Origin of the sequence: Allobosea sp. UNC402CLCol (assembly GCF_000745475.1) — a bacterium.
In the GTDB taxonomy this organism is placed as follows: Bacteria; Pseudomonadota; Alphaproteobacteria; order Rhizobiales; family Beijerinckiaceae; genus Allobosea; species Allobosea spartocytisi.
The window spans coordinates 76,477-95,869 of the sequence record NZ_JQJJ01000013.1 but is presented as its reverse complement, the minus strand read 5'-3'; the positions used below and the strand labels follow the sequence as shown (position 1 = coordinate 95,869).

The following is a 19,393-nucleotide window of genomic DNA, read 5'->3' as shown; positions in this document are numbered from 1 at the left end:
CGATGTTACGCCCCCGCGAGAGCCGCTTCCACGGCCTTGAGATCGAAGCCCTTGAGCCCGATCACGGTGAGGCGCCCGTCGCGGGCTTCGCTCGTTGCCCAGGGCCGGTCGAAATGATGGCCGACGCGGCGGCCGACGCCCTGCACGACGAGCCGCATCGGCTTGCCCGGCACGGCGGTGAAGCCCTTGAGCCGCAGCACGCCCTCGGCCTCGGCGGCCCTGGCGACGCGCGCCGTGAGCTCCTCGGGGGACAAGCCGGCCGGCAGCGGCACGGCGACCGAGTCGAAATCGTCATGGTCGTGATCGTGCTCGCCCTCGCCATGATGCGAGGGGCGGGCGGCGAGGTCGCTTTCGGCCGCGGCACCGAGGCCGACGATCAGCGCCGGCTCGACCTTGCCATGGGAGGTCTCGACGATCTTGATTGCCTTGGGCAGATGCTCGGCGATCTCGGCCTTAACGCGCGCGCGGCCGGCCTCGTCGACGAGGTCGCTCTTGTTGAGCAGGATGAGATCCGCGCAGAGGATCTGGTCCTCGAACACCTCTTCCAGCGGGTTGTCGTGCTCGACCGACGCATCGGCGGCCTTCTGCGCCGCGAGCGCCTCCGGATCATCGGCGAACTGGCCCTCGGCCACCGCCGGCCCGTCGACCACGGCGATGACGCCGTCGACCGTGACGCGCGAGCGGATCGCCGGCCAGTTGAAGGCGGTGACGAGCGGCTTCGGCAGGGCGAGGCCGGAGGTCTCGATCAGGATATGCTCGGGCGGGTTCGGCCGATTCAGCAGCTTCTCCAGCGCCGGCACGAAATCGTCGGCGACGGTGCAGCAGATGCAGCCATTGGGCAGCTCGACCACGTCCTCGTCGCTGCAGCCGGCGATGCCGCAGCCCTTCAGGAATTCGCCGTCGAAGCCGAGATCGCCGAATTCGTTGACGAGCACGGCGAGCTTCTTGCCCTGCGCGTTTTCGAGGAGGTGGCGCACCAGCGTCGTCTTCCCGGCGCCGAGGAAGCCGGTGATGATGGTGCAAGGGACCTTGCCCAGGTTCGTATTCTGCGGAGCGTTCATGATGTCATCCTTGCTGGCGCGCCGGCAAAGGCGGCACGCGCGCGACCACGCCCTTGCGGAAGGACTGCGGTCGTTCTTTCCAGGGAACGATGCCGTTGGCGCTGGCGGCATAGGCCTCCGCCGCGCCGACGATCTCGTCGAGATGGGTGTCGGTGTCGAGGTCGCCGATCAGATAGGTCCATTTGCCGTCGGCGCTGAGCGCGATGGTGCAGGGCCGCTTGCAGACGGCGAGGCATTCGACGGGCAGCACGGGGATCGTGCTGCCCTTGGCTGCAAGCTGCGCGGCGAGGCGCTGGGCCAGCGCCAGTCCCGGCTGGTCGTAACCATCGGGGAGGTCGGCGCGAGCCCGTCGGCAGGCCGTGCAGACATGGATGGTGAGGTCACCCTCGGACATCTGGTTTGCCTTTCGCGCGGCGCCCGAAGGCGCCGCTATCCTCAGGCCGCAGCCGCGCGGCGGCTCATCCAGGGCCAGAGCGTGCCGACCATGAAGGCGGTGACCAGCCAGAGCGCGGCCTGGATGCCGAGCGAGAGCGAGGTGAAATGCGCCGCGAGCTCGGCCGGCACCTTGCTCTCCGGCGTCGGCGCATGCGGCGCCCCGACGAGATGCGGCAGCAGGATCACGACGACGGCCAGGAGCTTGAGCCAGGGCGCCTCGTAGCGCAGGAACAGGAACAGCCCGATCGCGGTGGAGATGGCGGTCGCGAGCCACCAGAGCTGGCGCGCCTGCAGGGCGGCCGAGGCGGCTCCCGGCAGTTCCGGAGCGAGCCCCATTCCCGGCGCGAGGCCGAAAGCGAGGAAGCCGCAGGCGCCCCAGATCAGCGCGCGGCGCGGGTCGATGCTGTCGCCCGCCGCGAGCATGCCGGCCAGCAGCAGCGCCGCGAAGCCGATCGCGGTGCCGATGGTGGTGACGCTGGTGAAGAGCATGCGCTGAGTGCCGTCTTGCGGCTTCCATTCGTCATGCTCCGCCCCTTCGGCGTGATCGGCGCCGCCATGGGCGAGAATGATGCGAGCTTCGCCCTGCGCGAAGGCGAGATGCGCTCCCGCTCCGTCGCGCATGGCGTTTTCATAGGTTTCCGCCTTGAGGATCAGCGGGGTGGTGGTGACATGCTGCAGGGCGGCGACGATCAAGCCAGCCAGGAGCCCGGCCAGAATGCTGACCGTGAGAACACGCGTGACCATGATGGCTTTCCCTCAGTGGCAGGGAAAGGCGAGGCCGTGGCGGGTGTCGTGCGCGGCGTTGTGGACATTCGTCGAGGCCGCGAAACCGGTCGTATAGACCAATGCGATTCCGACGATGAGGGCGGCGGCGACTGCCTTCACCCGCTCCGAGACGCTGATCTGCGAGGTGGAAACCGAAACGGTATTCATGACTGTTCTCCGTAGCCGCCCCGCCGGCAGCCGGTTGGATCGTTGCGGGTCGACGGCAGGTCTCCTGGCTCGCGGATTTGGCGCCCTTGTGCCGCCTTCCCGGAGCGTGCGCTCCAGTGGCCGATGGCGAAGGACATCCGCTTACAGTTGCGGGGGCAGCCGCGGTCTCGCACCGCGTTCCCTTTTCACCTCCTCGCGGAGGCACCGTCAGCGACGATCATTAGCCTTCGCGGTGACGCTGTGCAATGCAAAGGACGTGTCATCCGCGAGCCCTCATCCTGAGCAGCGCCGCAGGCGCGTCTCGAAGGATGCTCCAGATGGTTCCGGAGCTTTCTGGAACATCCTTCGAGACGCCGCTCACGCGGCTCCTCAGGATGAGGGCTCGTGAAACCAGCGGCCGATGCGATGCAGAAAGAAATCCCCCATCTCACCCTCGTCCTCGGCGGCGCCCGCTCCGGCAAGAGCCGCCATGCCGAGTCGCTGATCGAGGCGTTGCCCGCGCCCTGGACCTATATCGCCACCGCGCAGGCCTATGACGACGAGATGCGCGATCGGATCGCCGAGCATCGCGCCCGCCGGCCCGCCGGCTGGCAGACGGTCGATGCACCGCTCGATCTGGCCGAGGCCATCGCCGCCCAGCCGGCGGGCCGTCCGATCCTGGTCGATTGCCTGACGCTGTGGCTGACCAACCTCATCCTCGCCGAGCGTGACACGGCCGCCGCCCGCGAAGCCCTCATCGCTGCCTGCGAGCGCGCCTCCGCCCCGCTCGTGCTGGTCGGCAACGAGGTCGGCCTCGGCATCGTGCCGGAGAACGCGCTCGCCCGCCGCTTCCGCGACGAGGCCGGGCGGCTGCATCAGGCGCTTGCGGCGCGCGCTGCCAGCGTGGTCTTCATGGTCGCCGGATTGCCGATGCGCGTGAAATGATGCGGATGAAAAGATGACCGACAGCGAAGACGCCGCCCGCCACAAGGCGAAGATGGAGAAGCGCAAGGCGGTGCAGGACGCCGAGGTCGCCTCCAAGACGCTCGAGAAGGGGCTCCTGATCGTCAACACCGGCCCCGGCAAGGGCAAGTCGACGGCGGCTTTCGGCCTGATCCTGCGCGCGCTCGGCCATGGCTGGCGCATCGGCGTGGTGCAGTTCATCAAGGGCGCCTGGTCGACCGGCGAGCGCCGGGCGCTCGAAGCCTTCGGCGATCAGGTGAGCTGGCACAGCATGGGCGAGGGCTTCACCTGGGAGACGCAGGACAAAGCCCGCGACATCGCCGCCGCCGAGCGCGCCTTCGTCAAGGCCAGGGAGTTGATGGCCGATCCCGAGATCAGATTGCTGGTGCTCGACGAGCTCAACATCGCCCTGCGTTACGACTATCTGCCGCTCGCCGAGGTGGTCGAGGTGCTCCGCTCCCGCCGCCCCGACCTGCACATCGTCGTCACCGGCCGCAACGCCAAGCCTGAACTGATCGAGGCCGCCGATCTCGTCACCGAGATGACGCTGGTGAAGCACCACTTCGCCGCCGGGGTGAAGGCGCAGGAAGGCATCGAGTTCTAAGGTTGCCTCGCAGGTTGGCACGGGAAGCCGGAAGCGTCGTCTTTCTGGGACGTGACTTCGGAGGCCCCGGTCGAGGCGCGAGGATCCCTCTCCTGGAAGGAGAGGGCAGGGCGAGGTGTGAGCGGTCGGACCAGTTCCTTGAGGGCTCCCGGCGGGTCGGGTTCAAGCCGACGTTTTCGCTCGGAACACCTTACCCCTACTCCTCTCCTTTCCGGGAGAGGAGTTCCCGAGCCCCTTGACGAGGGCGGCATTCGCTCTCAAATTGAATCTGAATTCAAGTTCAATTCGGAGCCCGCATGGCCGACGGAACGCCAAAGCAACCGCGCAAGGCCGGGAAGCGGGAGGCGATTCTCTCTGCCGCGCGCGGGATCGTCTCCGAAATCGGCTTCCACGAGACCTCGATCGCCGCGGTGGCCTCCGCCAGCGGCGTCTCGACCGGCAGCGTCTATTCCTATTTCTCCTCCAAGGCCGAGCTGATGGCCGAGATCGTCGCTATCGTCTCGACGCGCGAGCTCGCCGTGCTGCGCGAGATCGCCGCGAGCGATGCTCCCGTCACCGAGCGCCTGACCGCCGCGGTCGAGGCTTTCGCCCGGCGCGCCTTCGCCAATCGCCGCCTCGCCTGGTCGATGATCGCCGAGCCCGCCGACCCAGCGGTCGACGCGACACGGCTTGACTATCGCCGCGAGATCGCCGGCATTTTTCGCGCGCTCGTCGTCGAAGGCGGGAGACAGGCCGTCTTCCGTACCGTCGATTCGGATGCCGCCGCCGCGATGATCGTCGGCGGCTTCATGGAGGCGCTGATCGGCCCGCTCTCGCCGGAACGCTCGATCAGTCCCGAGCGTGGCCGCGAGATTGCCGCTGCGCTCGCCGATCTTTCCCTCGCCGCGCTGATCTCCCGTGAAGGACAGGCCGCATGACCACGCTCGATGCTTACGGCTACGACACCCATGAGGTGCTGAACCAGGCACCCGCGCTGGCGGATTATGACGCCTATGCCGCCGACCCGGCGCTTGGGCGCATCCTCGATGCCTTCGGCGCGGGCTGGTTCCGCGAGCAGGCGGGCGTGGTCGGTGGCCATGTCGGGTCGCAAGCGGTGCAGGACCTGGCGCGGCAGGCCAATCGCAGCCTGCCGGAATTGCGCACGCATGATCGCTGGGGCCGCCGCGTGGATCAGATCGAGTTCCATCCGGCCTGGCACGAATTGATGGGGCTCGCCATGCGCGACGAGTTCCATGCGCTGTGCTGGACGAAGCCGCGCCCTGGCGCGCAGGTGGCGCGCGCGGCGGTGTCCTATCTCTGGAACCAGGGCGAGAACGGCATCTGCTGCCCGCTCGGCATGACCTACTCGGCGATCCCCGTCCTGCGGCGCGATTCCGCGCGCTGGGCCGAGTTCGGCCGGCTGGTCACCTCGTCGGAGTACGACCCGCGCCCCCTGCCGGCCACGCAGAAGCGCGGCGGCACGGTCGGCATGGCGATGACCGAGAAGCAGGGCGGCTCGGATCTCCGCCAGACCCAAACCGTGGCGACGCGCAATGCCGATGGAACGTATTCCCTCACCGGCCATAAATGGTTCTTCTCCGTCCCGCATTCCGACGTGTTCCTGACGCTCGCGCGGACGGAGGAGGGCGTCTCCTGCTTCGTCGTGCCGGGCTGGCTGCCGGATGGCTCGCGCAACCGCCTGCAGATCCAGCGGCTCAAGGACAAGTGCGGCAACAAGTCGAATGCCTCCTCCGAGGTCGAGTTCCGCGGCGTGATCGCCCATCTCATCGGGGAGCCCGGTCACGGCATCCGCGCCGGGCTGGAGATGAACCACTATACCCGCCTCGATTTCGCCGTCGGCTCGGCCGGGTTGATGCGCCATGCGGTGGCGCAAGCCGCGCATCACACGGCCCATCGCCGCGCCTTCCAGAAGGCACTGATCGACCAGCCGATCATGGCGAATGTCATCGCCGATCTCGCTCTGGAGGCCGAGGCCTCCGCCTGGCTCGCCTTCCGCTTCGTCCATGCGCTCGATCGCGAAGGTGAGAGCGAGGCTGAGAAGCTGCTCGGCCGCATCGGCGCGCCGATCGCGAAATACTGGAATTGCAGGCGCGTCACGCCGGTCGTCGCCGAGGCGCTGGAATGTCATGGCGGCAACGGCTTCATCGAGGACCATCTGATGGCGCGGCTCTATCGCGAGGCGCCGCTCAACGGCATCTGGGAAGGCACGGGCAATGTCGTCTGCCTCGACGTGCTCCGCTCGATCCGCCGCTATCCCGATTGCGTGCCGGCCCTGCTCGACGAATTGCGCGCCGCCCGCGGCAACGATCCGCGCTACGACGCCTTCCTGACCGAGCTGGAGACCGATCTCGTCGATGTGCTCAGGCACGAGCATCTGGCGCGACGCTTCGTCGAGCGGATGGCGCTGGCCCTGTCGGCCTCGCTCTTGATCCGCCACGCGCCGCATGCGGTCGCCGACGCCTTCGTTGCCTCGCGGCTGGCCGGCGGCTGGTCGGGACATTTCGGCTCGCTGCCGCAGGGCGCCGCTCTGCAGGCGATCGCAGGGAGAGCCGTGCCCGTTCCCAACTAGGCGGTCACAGGATGGCTGTTGCCGCGAGCAGCGCTGCAAACACCCAGAGCAGGCCGCAGGAGCGCCGGTAGAGTGTAAGCGCTCGCCTGATATCGGCCGCATTCGCTTCGGCCCGGCCATCGGCCATCCAGTGATCCTCGACGCGGGTCTCGCCATAGACGCGCGGCCCGGCGAGGCGCAGGCCCAGCGCTCCCGCCATGGCCGCCTCCGGCCAGCCGGCATTGGGCGAGCGGTGCTTGCCCGCGTCGCGCCGCACGGCCCGCCAGGCATTGCGGGCATCGGCTGTCCGGTCGAGAGCGGCGGAGGCGATCAGCAGCACTGCGGTCAATCGCGAGGCCGGCAGGTTGACGAGGTCGTCGAGCCGGGCCGCCGCCCAACCGAAGGCGAGATGGCGCGGTGTGCGATGGCCGATCATCGAATCGGCGGTGTTGATCGCCTTGTAGGCGGCGATGCCCGGCAATCCGCCCGCGCCGAGCCAGAAGGCCGGCGCGACGATGCCGTCGGAAAAATTCTCGGCGAGGCTCTCGATCGCCGCGCGCGCCACGCCTGCCTCGTCCAGCGTCTGCGGATTGCGCCCGACGATCATCGCGACGGCTCGACGGCCGCCGTCCAGCCCCTCGCGCTCCAGCCCTTCGGCAACACGAGCGACATGTTCGTGGAGGCTGCGCTGGGCGATGAGCGTCGAGGCGAGGAGCGCGAGCGGGATCAGGCCGAGCAGTCCGAAGGAGAGGCACAGGCGCTGGGCCAGTGCGGACAAGGCGATGATGACGGCGAGAAGCAGGGCCAGCGCCAGCGCGCCCATGGCCTTGCGTGTGACGAAGGAGGCGGCCTCGCGATTCAGCACTCGATCAAGCATGCCGATCCATCGTCCGATCCAGGTGACGGGATGGCCGATTGCGGCATAGAAGCGCGAGGGATAGCCGAAGGCCGCCTCGATCGCGAGGGCAAGCACGAGCAGCGGCAGGCTGGCGGAGAGGTTCATGCGGGGCGCGGGCGCGATTGGGGCTGGAGACTTGGCTGAGGACGGCATCTGGCATGGCGGCGATCTCGCCACGGCCTGCGCGCTCTTTCCGGATGCGCCGCAGCCCTGGATCGATCTTTCCACCGGGATCAATCCGATCCCCTATCCGCTTCCGGAGCTGCCGTTAAGCCTGTGGACGCGCCTGCCGGGCGCCGATGACGAGGCCGCGCTCCTCGCCGCTGCCCGCGCCGCCTATCGGGTGCCGGGCGATGCCGGCATCGTCGCCGCGCCCGGCACGCAGATCCTGATCGAGTTGCTGCCTCGTCTGGCGCCGGCAGGGCCCGTCGCCATCCTCGGCCCGACCTATGCGGAGCATGCCCATGCCTGGCGCAAGGCAGGCTATATCGTCACCGAAGCGGCGAGACCCGAAGAGGCGGCGGCGACCTTCGTCGTGGTCAATCCCAACAACCCCGACGGGCGGCTGCTCGCGCGGGCGGAAATCGCGGAGCTTGCGGCGCGCTGCGCTGCCCGCGGCGGCCTGCTCGTCGTCGACGAAGCCTTCGCCGATTTCACGCCGGAGACGAGCATCGTGCCGGATCTGCCGGCCGGTGTGGTGGTGCTGCGCTCCTTCGGCAAGACCTATGGCTTGGCCGGTCTGCGCCTCGGCTTCGCCATTGGTGCGCCCGATCTGATGGCACGGCTCGCGGCGGCGCTCGGACCCTGGTCGGTCGCCGGCCCGGCTCTGCATCTCGGCGCGCGGGCCTTGGCGGATGCCGCCTGGCTCGCCGATGCCGGTGAAGCGCGGGCGCGGGACGCTGCGCGCCTCGATGCGCTGCTCGCGCCGCGTGGCCGCATCGTCGGCGGCACGAGCCTGTTCCGTTTGCTCGAAACGCCGGCAGCACCAGCACTCTTCGCCCGCCTCGGCCGCCACGGAATCTATGTTCGCCGCTTCCAGAATGCGCCGGATCGTTTGCGCTTCGGTCTGCCGGGCGATGACGCTGCCTGGTCGCGCTTGCAGCAGGCGCTGGCCGCCGATGTCCGGCAGGCATCGCCGTCAGCGTGAAGCTTGCATGCGGTGGGCGCGGGGACAGCGGCCGGCGCGCCGTCTAACGTCGCCCAAAATGCGGATTCGGGAGGAATGGAACAGATGACGTTGTTGCCAGCGGAGAGCGAGCTGACGATCGGCTTCGCCCACGCCGCCTATCAGTTGCAGGACGAGTTCCTGACGCGCGGACGCGACGCAAAGCATTTCGAGGTGCGCACCCTCGACGATCTGCGCGAGCGGGCGCCGGAAGCCGATGTACTGGTCGTCTCGGGCCTCTGGCGCAACGACCTCCTGCCGCGCCTGCCGAAACTGCGTTTCATCCAGTCGGTCAGCGCCGGCACCGACCAGTTCGACAAGGCGGCGCTGGCGGCGGCCGGGGTCCGGCTCGCGAGCGCCCAGGGCAGCAATGAGCGCGCCGTCGCCGAGCATGCGATCTCGCTGATCCTGGCTCTGGCGCGCCAGATCCATTTCGCCCGCGACAACCAGATGGCGCAGCGTTGGCGCCCGATGATCGGTGACCGCGCCCGGCGCGAGGACGAGCTCGGCGGCAAGACGCTGGTGATCGTCGGCCTCGGCCGCATCGGCTTGAGACTCGCGAAGCTGGCCTGCGCCTTCGACATGCGCGTCATCGGCGTGCGCCGCAATCCGGAGGCGCATCCGCATGTCCATGCGATCGTCAAGCCCGACCGCCTCGCCGAGGTCGTGGCGGAGGCCGATTTCGTCGCCCTGACCTGCCCGCTCACCCCCGAGACCGAGGGGCTGATCGACGCCCGCATCCTCGGTGCGATGAAGCCTTCGGCCTTCCTCATCAATGTCGCGCGCGGCAAGGTCGTCGACGAGGCGGCCCTGCTCGGCGCGCTGGCGGGCGGCCAGATCGCCGGCGCTGGGCTCGACTGCTTCCATGAGGAGCCCCTGCCGGCCGCCTCGCCCTTCTGGCGCCTGCCGCAGGTGATCGTCACGCCGCACAGCGCCGGCGAGACGCGGCTCTACGAGCGCAATGTCGTCGACATGCTCCTCGACAATCTCGACAGGCTGGCGCGCGGCGAGCAGAGCCTGCGCAACCAGGTCGTCTAGGGAGGATCGCGGCGTGCCGCCGCATCTCTTCCGGCCGGGCGGGCCGGCGCTGATCCCTGCGCTCGGCGTCACCCAGATCTTCGGCTATGGCGCGCTCTATTACGCCTTCACCGTGCTCGCGCCGCGTATCACCGCCGAATTCGGCTGGGCGCCGGAATGGACCTTCGGCGGTTTCGCCGTCGGCCTGCTGCTGGGCGGCGCGGTCGCACCGGTGACGGGGAGCCTGATCGACCGCTACGGCACCCGGCTGGTGATGACGCTGGGCTCCGTCCTGGCCGGGCTTTCTCTGATGGCGCTCGCCGAGGTGCGCGGCATCGTCAGCTATGTCGCGGCGATGGTGGTGCTCCAGGCGGTCACGACCGCGGTGTTCTACGATGCCGCCTTCACGGCGCTGAGTCAGGCGCGTGGCGACCGGGCGCGCCGCGCGATCAGCCAGCTCACCCTGATCGCCGGCTTCGCCTCGACCCTGTTCTGGCCTCTGACCAGCACCCTGCTCGCCATCCTCGACTGGCGCGGCGTCTACCGGCTCTACGGCCTGTCGCAGCTCGTCATCTGCGCGCCGCTGCATCTCGCCTTCCTGCCCGGCCGGGTCCGCCGTGCGGCCACCCAGCCTGCGGCGATCCCGGACGATGCCGGCGCGATCGCGGCGCCGGCCTATCTCGGGGGCGAGGCGCGCCGTCGCGCTTTCCTGCTGCTGGCGCTCGCCTTCTCGCTGCAGGGCTTCGTCGTCTCCGCCATGGCCGTGCATCTGCTGGCGCTGCTGCGCGGTTTCGGGCTCAGCGCGGCCGTGGCGGTGGGCATCGGCACGATGCTCGGGCCGTCCCAGGTTGCGGGGCGCCTCGTTGAGATGCTGTTCGGGAAGGCCGTGCCGCCGGTGACCACGGCCTGGGTCTCGGCCTGCCTGATGCCGCTCGGCCTCGCGCTCCTGTTGATCGGGGGCGCATTGCCGGTGGTCGCCGGCCTCTTTGCGGTCGCCTTCGGCATCAGCATGGGGCTGGGCTCGATCGTGCGCGGCACGGTGCCGCTCCAGCTTTTCGGGCCGGTCGGCTTCGGTGCGACGATGGGCAAGCTCGCGGCGCCCGGCCTCGTCATCAAGGCGGCGGCGCCGCTCGTCTTCGCCGTCGCGCTGGAACGCGGCGGCGTCACGGTCTCGACGCTGGTGCTGATCGTGCTGTCCGCCCTGGCGGCGGCGGCCCTCTTCGTGCTCGCCCGCAGCCGCGCGGCGTAAACCTTCAGGCCAGCATGGTGCGCCACCAGCGGCGCGCGGCGTCGCGCGTCCGCATGGCGAAGCCATAGGCTGAGGTCTCCCTGACCCAGCCGAGCACGGTGTCGCGCACCCGCACCACCTGCGCCATGATCCAGGCGAACCAGCGATAGCTCAGCAGCTTCTCGCGCCCGGCCTCATAGATGCGCTCGACCAGGACGAAGCTCATCAGATGCGCGAAGGCGGTCACGACGAGCCCGGGCCAGAACTGTCCGCGCGCGAACAGCAGCAGGCCGAAAATCTTCAGCGGTTCGGCGATCGCGAAGGGGATCGCCAGCGCCAGCAGCACGAGCGGGCGCGGCAGGGCGGCGACTTTCTCCTCCAGCTTTTGCACGACGCGCAAATCGGCAAGCCGGCGGATCAGTGGTCGGTAGAGCGGCCGCAGCAGCTCGTCGAGGACGATGAAGACGACGAGGATCGCGCGCAGCACCGCGAGCAGCCCGCGCTTGAGCGGGCCGCGCTTCGGGGCGGGCGGAGGCGAAAACGGATCGGACATCGCAGCCGGATTCATAAGCCTGAATTTATGGCGTTTCAAAGCCTGCGGCGCGGCGCATCCAGGACATGCCCCGCTCAGCGGCGCGCATCCTCCTTGAGCATCGCCGCGCCCTTCTCGGCGATCATCATGGTCGGGTTGGCGGTGTTGCCCGAGGTGATGGCCGGCATCACCGAGGCATCGATGACGCGCAGCCCGCTCACGCCGCGCACCTTGAGCCTTTCGTCCAGCACGGCGAGGGGATCGTCGGCGCGGCCCATCTTCGCCGTGCCGACGGGATGGAAGATCGTCGTGCCGAGCTTGCCGGCGGCCTCCAGCAGCGCCGCGTCGGAATCGGCGGCCGCGCCCGGCAGATATTCCTCCGGCCGGAAGCGGGCGAGCGGCGCCTGCGCCACGATCCGCCGCGTCAGCTTCAGCGCATCGATCGCGACCTGCCGATCCTCCTCCGTATCGAGATAGTTCGGGGAAATGACCGGTCCGTCATAGGGATCGGCCGAACGCAGATGCACGCTGCCCCGGCTCGACGGCCTGAGATTGCAGACGCTCGCCGTGAAGGCGTCGAAGGGATGCAGGCCCGATCCCCAGCTATCCAGCGACAGCGGCTGGAAATGATATTGCAGATTCGCCGTCGCGTAGTCCGGCGAGGATTTGGCGAAGGCGCCGACCTGCGAGGGCGCCATGGTCAGGGGGCCGGTGCGCAGCGCCGCCCATTCCAGCGCCATCAGCGGCCGGCGCCAGAGCCTCGCATAGTCGCTGTTCAACGTCTTGACGCCATGGACCTTGTAGACCGGCCGGATCTGCAGATGGTCCTGCAGGTTCGTGCCGACGCCGGGCGCGTCGACCAGCGTCTCGATCCCGAGCGACTGGAGATGGGCGCCGCCGCCGATGCCGGAGCGTTCGAGCAGGAGCGGGGAGGCAACGGCGCCGGCCGACAGCACCACCTCGCCGCGCACCTCCACCCTGAGCTTCTCCGCGCTCGACGTGCCCGCGCCATGGGTGAATTCGACGGCGGTCGCGCGGCCCTCCTCGAAGACGATGCGCTCGACATGCACCCGCGTCTCCAGCCGCAGATTGCTGCGGTCGCGCTGGTCGAGCAGCGGCCTCAAGAAAGCGTTGAAGGCGCTCAGGCGCCGCCCGCGCCGCTGGTTCACCTGGAAATAGGAGGAGCCTTCATTGTCGCCGGTGTTGAAATCCGGGATCTTGGCGATGCCGGCCGCCTCGGCCGCGTCGCGGATGGCGTCGAGGATCGCCCAGCGCACCCGCGGATGCTCGACGCGCCATTCTCCGCCGGCCCTGTGCAGCCCGCCGGGAGGCGGCGCGATATGGTCCTCATGTCTGAGGAAATAGGGCAGCACATCGTCCCAGCCCCAGCCGGAGAGGCCGCGCTGGCGCCAGCCATCGTAATCGGCCGCCTGGCCGCGCATATAGACCATGGCGTTGATCGCGGAGGAGCCGCCGACGACCTTGCCGCGCGGATAGGCCAGCACCCGGCCGCCGAGCCCGGCCTGCGGCTCGGTCTGGAACATCCAGTCGGCGCGCGGATTGCCGATGGCGAAGAGATAGCCGACCGGAATGTGGAACCAGATCCAGTCATCCTTGCCGCCGGCCTCCAGCACCATGACTTTCTGTTTCGGGTCGGCCGCCAGCCGGTTGGCGACGACGCAGCCGGCCGAGCCTGCACCGATGACGACATAATCGAAAGTGCCGATCAGGCGGCGATCGGTGGAAGGCATATCGGGCATGGGGCTTCCAAGGCGTGATCGACGAAAGCGGCCAGTTTCCTGGCAGAAGAGCAGCTTGGCACAGGTCAAACTGGCGCGACAGTGCGCGGATCTGCACACCGGCCGGGGGATAAGGATGCGCTCGATCGGCGTCTCATCGTGGTGGGGGCTTTCGGCGGCCAGGTCCAGGAGGGCCGTTGTTCTGGCACGAGGCGTCGCTGGCGCGCGAGGCTGGGGCAGATCGCCAAATTCGCAGCGATCAGAGAAGTTGCAGGGAAATTTGCTCGAAGCGGTCGCCGCAGATGGTCGGGTTGGCTTGGCGCTCCGTGTCCGAAGGCAAAAAACCTTTGATCCTGACGCGCCAAGACGCCGGAGCAATCAGCTTCGGGAGATGGTATGCGCCAAGAGTTGATCGGGCGGAGGCCAAGGCTTAAAGGTCCGCGATTCAACGAGGATTGCGCGCGCCATGACGGCACTGGAGGGACAGACGCCAAGCAAGGCAGCCTGTGCGGCTGTGGTGCTGTACCGGCCGGATCCCGCATTGCTGGCGCGGCAGGCCGAAGGGCTGCGGGGCATCCCGCTCTTCGCTTTCGCCAATGGCCCGGTCGAGGCCGACGCCCTTGCCGCTCTCGCTCCGGCCGACCTGCGCCTGATGGAGAGCCCCGACAATGTCGGTCTCGGGCGCGGCCTCAATGCCGTGCTCGATGCGGCGGCTGCGGCGGGTTTCGCCCATGTGCTCCTGCTCGATCAGGATAGTGAGCCGACGGCGGATATCCTCGCGGCGCTCGCCAGCCGCGCGCTGGCGTTGGAGTTGGCGGGGGAGAGGATCGCCATTCTCGCGCCGCGCCTGGTGCCGCCGGAGGAGGGCTTCTACAAGCCGATCCGCTATGAATGGCGCGGCGAGCCGCAGCCCGATGGTCTGGCCACGGTGGATTTCGCCCCGACCTCGGGCTCGTTGCTGAATCTGGCCGCTTACCGGGAGATCGGGCCTTTCAGGGACGATTTCTTCATCGCGGGTCTGGATGTGGAATGGGGCTTCCGGGCCTGGAGCAAAGGCTGGGCCTCCTATGTCGTCACGTCTCTCGCCATGCCGCATCGCTGGGGCGAGGCGGTGAGCGAAGCCGAGCTCGGCAAGCCTCAGATCCTGCGCCACGCTCCGATCCGGAATTATTATTACGCGCGCAATGTGATCGCCACGGCAAGGCTGCGGCATGTGCCGCTGTTCTGGCGGATCAAGTCCTGCGTCGGGCTGGCGGCGCAGGTTGGCCTGCTCGCCCTGAAAGGCCCCCGGGGTGCCCTGCGCCCTATCCAAGCCGGCCTGCGCGACGGCCTAAAGGGGCGGCTTGGTCCTGCGCCAGAGGGGATGGGATAGGCCGTATGGCGCCCGCTGTCGGGTCTCTAGTAAATCTCCGGAACCGACACAAGCCTTGGCGAACGGACTAGCGGCGCCGCGAATAAAGAATATCCTCTAGCTAAAGCTCGATACTTCAGAATTCCCTTGTATGAGGGAATTATCAGGGAAATCCGTGAAAAGAACTGGCTCTTCGGTTGTCCAGGGTTGGCCAAACCTGAGGATTTTCAAGGTACTGTAGGCGATAGGACGCTTGTGGCAGCAGGGATTTCCGCTGACGAGGTGCTGGGAGCTGCTTTTGAGATGGCTGGGAATTTCTCTCACACCGGCAGGGAGGTTGCGCCGGTGCCGAGCGGGCAGAAGGGCGTGCGAGTCAGGCGGCAGAGTGCCCTTGAGCGGACAAGGGCAGTATATGTTCCTGATTTTCAGGACTTAAGTCCTTGAATTTGCGCTCTGAAGGCGCTGTGAGATTGGCGCTGGCGCATGATCGTCGGCATTGGCCGAGACCGATCAGTTCGAGTCCCGGCATCCAGATTGAGGCATTTCACTTTAGGTGAGCAGCCCTCGTTAGGTAAGACCAGCTCCTTCGGCAGCGATGCGGTGGCGCGCGTTTTGCCGCGGGTGCTCGCTTGCTCTGGTCGTCTCCTTGCAAAAGGAACGATCGCAATGTCCTCCGAATCCCCAACCCGCGCGTGCGGACGCGCCAGCGTCGCGGTAGCGTTGCCGACGCCCCGATCCTCGAACAGGCAGCGGCGTGTTTCGCGCCGCAGACCGTGATGAAGGCGCTCGCGCAGCTGACGCGGTCGCCGCGCAACGCGCGCACGCATTCGCGCAAGCAGATCCACATGGTCGCGGAGAGCATCAAGGCGTTCGGTTTCGTGACGCCGGTCATGATTGCAAGGCCGGTGAGATCGTCGCCGGCCACGGTCGCTACGAGGCGGCCAAGCTCCTGGGAATCAAGCAGGCGCCGGTCGTTTGCCTGGACCACCTCGACCTGAGCGAGATCCGAGCGCTGCGCCTGGCGGACAACCGTCTGGCGGAGCTCTCCGGCTGGGACGAGGAGATCCTGAAGCTCGAGCTGGGCGCGCTGATCGAAGTCGAATCCGCGGTGGAGTTCACCGGCTTCGAGACCGGGCAGATCGACGTGATCCCGGATGGTGGAGCGCCGTCGCAGGCGAAGGCGGATCCGGCCGACGCACTGCCGGAGCTGGCGGCCACGGCCGTTGGCCGCCGAGGCGATCTGTGGCTGCTCGGCGAGCATCGCATTCTGTGCGGCGATGCCCGCCATCGGGAGGCCTATGTCGTGCTGATGGGGGAAGGGCAGGCCCAGATGGTCTTCACCGACCCGCCCTACAACGTCCCCATCAGCGGCCACGGCAAGATCAAGCACCGCGAGTTCGCGATGGCGGCGGGCGAGATGACCAAGGCGGAGTTCACCGCCTTCCTGCAGGAGATATTCACCCCGATCGCGACATCGTCGCAGGATGGGGCGTTAATCTTCGCCTGCATCGACGGTCCGCACCTGCATGAGATGCTCAACGCCGGCTTTGCGGTGTTCGACGAGCTTAAGGGCGTGATCACCTGGGACAAGACCATGGGTGGGCTCGGCTCGCTGTATCGCAGCCAGACCGAGCTCATCCCGTTGTGGAAGAAGAGGAAGGCGTCCCACATCAACAACATCGAGTTCGGCCGTCACGGCCGCTACCGCACGACGCTGTGGAGCTATCCCGGCGTCAACGGCTTCCGGAAGGGGCGGATGACGGAGCTGACCAGCCACCCGACGGTCAAGCCCTGCGCGCTGGTGATGGACGCGATCAAGGATTGTTCGAAGCCGAAGGGGATCATCCTCGACCCCTTCGGTGGCTCGGGCACGACGCTGATTGCGGCGCACAAGACCAGGCGCCGCGGCTTCCTGATGGAGATCGATCCGCATAAGCGGATCATGGCAATCAGCTATGCGCAGGAGTTGTCGCTCACTCGCGCTGCGGGGTTCCGCAGCGTGGTCTTGTCGGGCTGGTATCGCCGCGCGTTCCCGCACTTTGCGATCGCGGCCAATCGCGGCCATGAGATCAAGACCATGGCTCAGGGCTGTCGCTTCGCCTCTTCTGTCGGCGGCTCGGTGCTTGGCCGCGGCGCCGATCTCATCATCATCGACGATCCGATCAATGGGCTGGAGGCGCAACCTCGGCGGTCGCACGCAGGCGCGCGCACGAGTTCTATGACAGCACGCTCTACTCGCGCCTGAACGACAAACTGAACGGAGCGATCATCATCGTGATGCAGCGGCTGCATGAGGATGATCTCGTCGGCCATGTGTTGGAGAAGGAGGAGTGGGAGGTGTTGTCGATCCCAGCGATCGCACCGGACGACGCCTGCTGCCGGATCGGGGATGGGGCCGAGGCTATGTACCACCGCCCCGCCGGCGAGGTGCTGCACCCGGGTCGCGATACGATCGAATGGCTGGAGGCGGCCAAGCGTAATCTCGGCTCGCTCAATTTCTCGGCTCAGTATCAGCAGAACCCGTTGCCGGCCGAGGGGCAAACCATCAAGCGCGACGGGTTGCGCTATGCGCAGGAGTGCCCGGACGCCTTCGACCTCACAATCGCATCCTGGGATACCGCCTCGACCCATGCTGAGCATTCGGACTGGTCGGGTGGGATGGTCTGGGGTGCGATGGGGCAGCGCTATTATCTGATAGATGTGGATCGCGGGCGCTGGGAGGCGCCGGAGCTGCGGCGCAAGATGATCGGGCTCGCCAAGACCCATGCGGTCGATGCCACCCTGATTGAGGACACAGAGCTTGGACGGGCGCTCCCCCAGGATCAGCGCAAGAGCGGCGCGCTTTACCCGCTCCTGCAGCAATCGCGGATCGAGAAGACCGCTCGGCTGATGGCGCAGGCTGCCCGCTTCGAAGCGGGGCAGGTGATCTTGCCGCGCGAAGCGACGTGGCAGAGCGACTATCTCGCCGAGCTTCTGGCGTTCCCGCTGTCGCGCCATGACGATCAGGTGGACGCGACGAGCCAGGCGCTCAAATATCTGACGGCGAAGACCCCGGTGATCCGGGAGCGGCAGCAGCGGATCGTGCGCCCGAAATCCCGTCCCCTCCTTGATCCGTGACGGGCATGACCCCGCTTACGGCTGAACCGTGACCGGGGTCATGCTGTAGCCGCGACCGGCCATGCAGCCGACCATGATCTGGCGCAGCGCCTGGTTGCGCTGTGCGTCGAGCATGCCGGCCTCCATCAGGGTCTCAGATCTGGCGGATGTTTCTGCGGGCTACGGCCCACCGGCGAAGATCTAAAATCGCTCAACCGCTGGCGCAAAGCTTGCGTCTGGGTTGGGCTTATTGACGTGATCACAAAGATTTACGACGGCTACGTCCAGATGATCGATTCCTCGGTCGTGCATGTCGACTAACAGGGTGCGATCGGAAAAAGTGGCGTCGAGATCGTTGTCTCGGTCGCTCGCGAGGCATGCTTACCACCTCAATCCATGCCCTCGTCGATAAGCAAGTGCGCCCAATCCATCTCAGGTTGACGGCGGGGCTAGCAAGCGACATCGCCAGCGCTGCTGAGCTGATCGGCCACCTCCCTCCCGGCGCGATGCTTATGGCCGGCAGAGCCTGCGACGCCAACGCCCTACGCGGTCCAGGTCTGTGAACGCGCAGCCTGGCTAGCATCCCGCCCAAAAGAAATCGGAATTATTCGATCTGCGATCTAAGGTTTCGGACGCAGGCATTGAAATTGAATGCAGATTTAATGAAATTAAAAATCGCACAAAGTATATCAAATTTACAAATTAAATCAAATAAAATATAATTTTATAGTAATTTGTATTTAATAATAATTAATCATACATCTTATAGGCTTCATCATCATGCCAGATCAGCAGAGCTGATCTTTTCAGATATTCACGTTTACTTTCGGTGCTGGTGGTTGCAGCCTCTGCCAGCCTAGCGGCGCTGCCGGCCAAGTCTTCGCGATCGATCGCGATCACGAGGCCCTTCTCGGCGAGGTCCCTGCAACCGGGCCCTTCCAGTGTGGTCGCTACGACCTTGCCCGCCAGAACCCCTTCCCGAATGACCGAGTTTGTATCTTCGCCGAAGGCCATGCGAATGATCCCCGTCGCGCCGATGAGCCAATCGTCATAGTCGTCCACGGAGCCGGGAAAGCTGATCATCTCGCCTTGTCCCGGCGGATATCGTTCCTTTAGCGCATCTATGGCCGGGCCCTCGCCGATGATGGTCAGGCTGACGTCTCCGTTCAGCCGGCGCTTCAGTTCCATGAACAGTGCGACCGCTTCGGCATGTCCTTTTTGCGGAATGCCGCGCCCGACAGAGAGGAAAGCAAACGAAGCCGGGTAATGGCGAGGTGTGTTACTGCTGCGCTCCGTGACCGGGTATTGCTGATCCAGCAGCTGATCGGGCCTGAGGCCAAAGGCGGAATAATCGCTCCACAGAAGCTTGCTGAGATAAAAGCGCCGATAGAAGCGCCCAAATATCCAGAAGAGCGCCTGGATCGGAAATGGAAGCTGGCTTCGATTGCAATCCAGCCCTGCGCTCACTTTCGGCGAGCGCCATTCGCCCATCAGCGATGCGTAGGCGAAGGTCGCGAAAAGCTTGAGATGGATCCTATCGAAGCGCGAAGCATTCGCACGATAGAAACTGAAAAAGGCGCTGAACGACCGCGGGTCGAGCACGGCGGCGTAGCTATAGCGGCGGTCGGTCAGCATGACGACCTCTGCGCCTGCGGCTCTGAGCCGGTCGGAGTAGATGTCGTTGCCGAAGATCGACACAACCGTCACCCGGTTTTTGCCACGCATGAATTTGCAGAAGTTCAGAATGAACTCCTGCACGCCGCCTACTCCGAGATGGTCGAGGATAAAGCAGACGCTCTTTTCCGAACTGGGTTCCAAGGATCAATGCTCTGGTGAAGGGTGGA

At 66.7% G+C, this 19,393-nt stretch carries 18 protein-coding genes and 1 riboswitch; of the genes, 10 read left to right on the top strand and 8 right to left on the bottom strand.

Annotated features, from left to right (window positions below; genetic code table 11):
* Positions 1–5: 5 nt before the first annotated feature.
* From cobW to GY40_RS16680, 4 genes are read right to left on the bottom strand one after another with little or no spacing between them, the layout of a single operon-like run.
* Positions 6–1,061 carry a cobalamin biosynthesis protein CobW gene (cobW, locus tag GY40_RS16695; RefSeq protein ID WP_038364573.1) on the bottom strand — a complete coding sequence of 352 codons (1,056 nt, stop codon included), beginning with the start codon at positions 1,059–1,061 and terminating at the stop codon, positions 6–8.
* 4 nt (positions 1,062–1,065) lie between these two features.
* Entirely contained in the window at positions 1,066–1,455 is a 390-nt protein-coding gene (locus tag GY40_RS16690; RefSeq protein WP_038364572.1) for a DUF1636 family protein, read from the bottom strand.
* Positions 1,456–1,496: 41 nt separating this feature from the next.
* Complete coding sequence (locus GY40_RS16685; protein WP_038364571.1) at positions 1,497–2,240, bottom strand: CbtA family protein; 744 nt, start codon at positions 2,238–2,240, stop codon at positions 1,497–1,499.
* 12 nt (positions 2,241–2,252) lie between these two features.
* Positions 2,253–2,429 (bottom strand): CbtB domain-containing protein, encoded by a 177-nt coding sequence (locus tag GY40_RS16680; protein ID WP_038364570.1) that lies wholly within the window; start codon positions 2,427–2,429, stop codon positions 2,253–2,255.
* A gap of 36 nt (positions 2,430–2,465) precedes the next feature.
* A riboswitch (cobalamin riboswitch) is annotated at positions 2,466–2,653 on the bottom strand.
* A gap of 181 nt (positions 2,654–2,834) precedes the next feature.
* Between GY40_RS16680 and cobU the strand changes: the two genes are divergently transcribed.
* The 4 genes from cobU to GY40_RS16660 all read left to right on the top strand — a co-directional run bounded on the left by cobU (position 2,835) and on the right by GY40_RS16660 (position 6,544).
* Positions 2,835–3,353, top strand: coding sequence for a bifunctional adenosylcobinamide kinase/adenosylcobinamide-phosphate guanylyltransferase (gene cobU, locus GY40_RS16675; protein ID WP_038364569.1), 519 nt, complete (start codon positions 2,835–2,837; stop codon positions 3,351–3,353).
* Between the two features lie 13 nt (positions 3,354–3,366).
* Positions 3,367–3,975 carry a cob(I)yrinic acid a,c-diamide adenosyltransferase gene (gene cobO, locus GY40_RS16670; RefSeq protein ID WP_038364568.1) on the top strand — a complete coding sequence of 203 codons (609 nt, stop codon included), beginning with the start codon at positions 3,367–3,369 and terminating at the stop codon, positions 3,973–3,975.
* 296 nt (positions 3,976–4,271) lie between these two features.
* Entirely contained in the window at positions 4,272–4,892 is a 621-nt protein-coding gene (locus GY40_RS16665; RefSeq protein WP_038364567.1) for a TetR/AcrR family transcriptional regulator, read from the top strand.
* Complete coding sequence (locus GY40_RS16660) at positions 4,889–6,544, top strand: acyl-CoA dehydrogenase family protein (protein ID WP_038364566.1); 1,656 nt, start codon at positions 4,889–4,891, stop codon at positions 6,542–6,544. The genes GY40_RS16665 and GY40_RS16660 overlap by 4 nt, the downstream gene beginning before the upstream one ends.
* A gap of 4 nt (positions 6,545–6,548) precedes the next feature.
* On the opposite strand, the gene cbiB is transcribed toward GY40_RS16660, so the two are convergent.
* The gene (cbiB, locus tag GY40_RS16655) at positions 6,549–7,526 is read right to left on the bottom strand and encodes an adenosylcobinamide-phosphate synthase CbiB (protein ID WP_038364565.1); all 978 of its coding nucleotides are present in this window, start codon (positions 7,524–7,526) and stop codon (positions 6,549–6,551) included.
* Between cbiB and cobD the strand changes: the two genes are divergently transcribed.
* The 3 genes from cobD to GY40_RS16640 all read left to right on the top strand — a co-directional run bounded on the left by cobD (position 7,525) and on the right by GY40_RS16640 (position 10,852).
* Positions 7,525–8,568, top strand: a complete 1,044-nt coding sequence (gene cobD, locus GY40_RS16650; protein WP_038364564.1) for a threonine-phosphate decarboxylase CobD — start codon at positions 7,525–7,527, stop codon at positions 8,566–8,568. The two genes, cbiB and cobD, sit on opposite strands and share 2 nt — an antisense overlap.
* Before the next feature lie 84 nt (positions 8,569–8,652).
* Positions 8,653–9,624: a D-2-hydroxyacid dehydrogenase gene (locus GY40_RS16645; RefSeq protein WP_038365144.1), complete on the top strand. Its 972-nt coding sequence runs from the start codon at positions 8,653–8,655 to the stop codon at positions 9,622–9,624.
* A 13-nt stretch (positions 9,625–9,637) separates the two neighbouring features.
* Complete coding sequence (locus GY40_RS16640; RefSeq protein WP_038364563.1) at positions 9,638–10,852, top strand: MFS transporter; 1,215 nt, start codon at positions 9,638–9,640, stop codon at positions 10,850–10,852.
* A gap of 4 nt (positions 10,853–10,856) precedes the next feature.
* Here GY40_RS16640 and GY40_RS26625 read toward each other — a convergent pair whose 3' ends face one another.
* Both GY40_RS26625 and GY40_RS16630 read right to left on the bottom strand, forming a co-directional pair.
* On the bottom strand, positions 10,857–11,384 hold the full coding sequence (locus tag GY40_RS26625; RefSeq protein ID WP_081925506.1) for a hypothetical protein: 528 nt from the start codon (positions 11,382–11,384) through the stop codon (positions 10,857–10,859).
* Between the two features lie 74 nt (positions 11,385–11,458).
* Positions 11,459–13,114: a GMC family oxidoreductase gene (locus tag GY40_RS16630; protein ID WP_038365141.1), complete on the bottom strand. Its 1,656-nt coding sequence runs from the start codon at positions 13,112–13,114 to the stop codon at positions 11,459–11,461.
* A 454-nt stretch (positions 13,115–13,568) separates the two neighbouring features.
* On the opposite strand from GY40_RS16630, the gene GY40_RS16625 reads away from it, so the two are divergent.
* From GY40_RS16625 to terL, 3 genes are all read left to right on the top strand, one after another.
* On the top strand, positions 13,569–14,474 hold the full coding sequence (locus tag GY40_RS16625; protein ID WP_156115982.1) for a glycosyltransferase family protein: 906 nt from the start codon (positions 13,569–13,571) through the stop codon (positions 14,472–14,474).
* A 733-nt stretch (positions 14,475–15,207) separates the two neighbouring features.
* A complete protein-coding gene (locus tag GY40_RS16620) occupies positions 15,208–16,698 on the top strand; it encodes a DNA modification methylase (protein ID WP_051988199.1) in 1,491 nt (496 codons plus the stop codon).
* A 32-nt stretch (positions 16,699–16,730) separates the two neighbouring features.
* Positions 16,731–17,570 carry a phage terminase large subunit gene (gene terL, locus GY40_RS16615; protein WP_051988198.1) on the top strand — a complete coding sequence of 280 codons (840 nt, stop codon included), beginning with the start codon at positions 16,731–16,733 and terminating at the stop codon, positions 17,568–17,570.
* Positions 17,571–18,299: 729 nt separating this feature from the next.
* Here the strand turns inward: terL and GY40_RS16605 are convergent.
* Entirely contained in the window at positions 18,300–19,367 is a 1,068-nt protein-coding gene (locus GY40_RS16605) for a glycosyltransferase (protein ID WP_156115980.1), read from the bottom strand.
* Positions 19,368–19,393 lie beyond the last annotated feature (26 nt).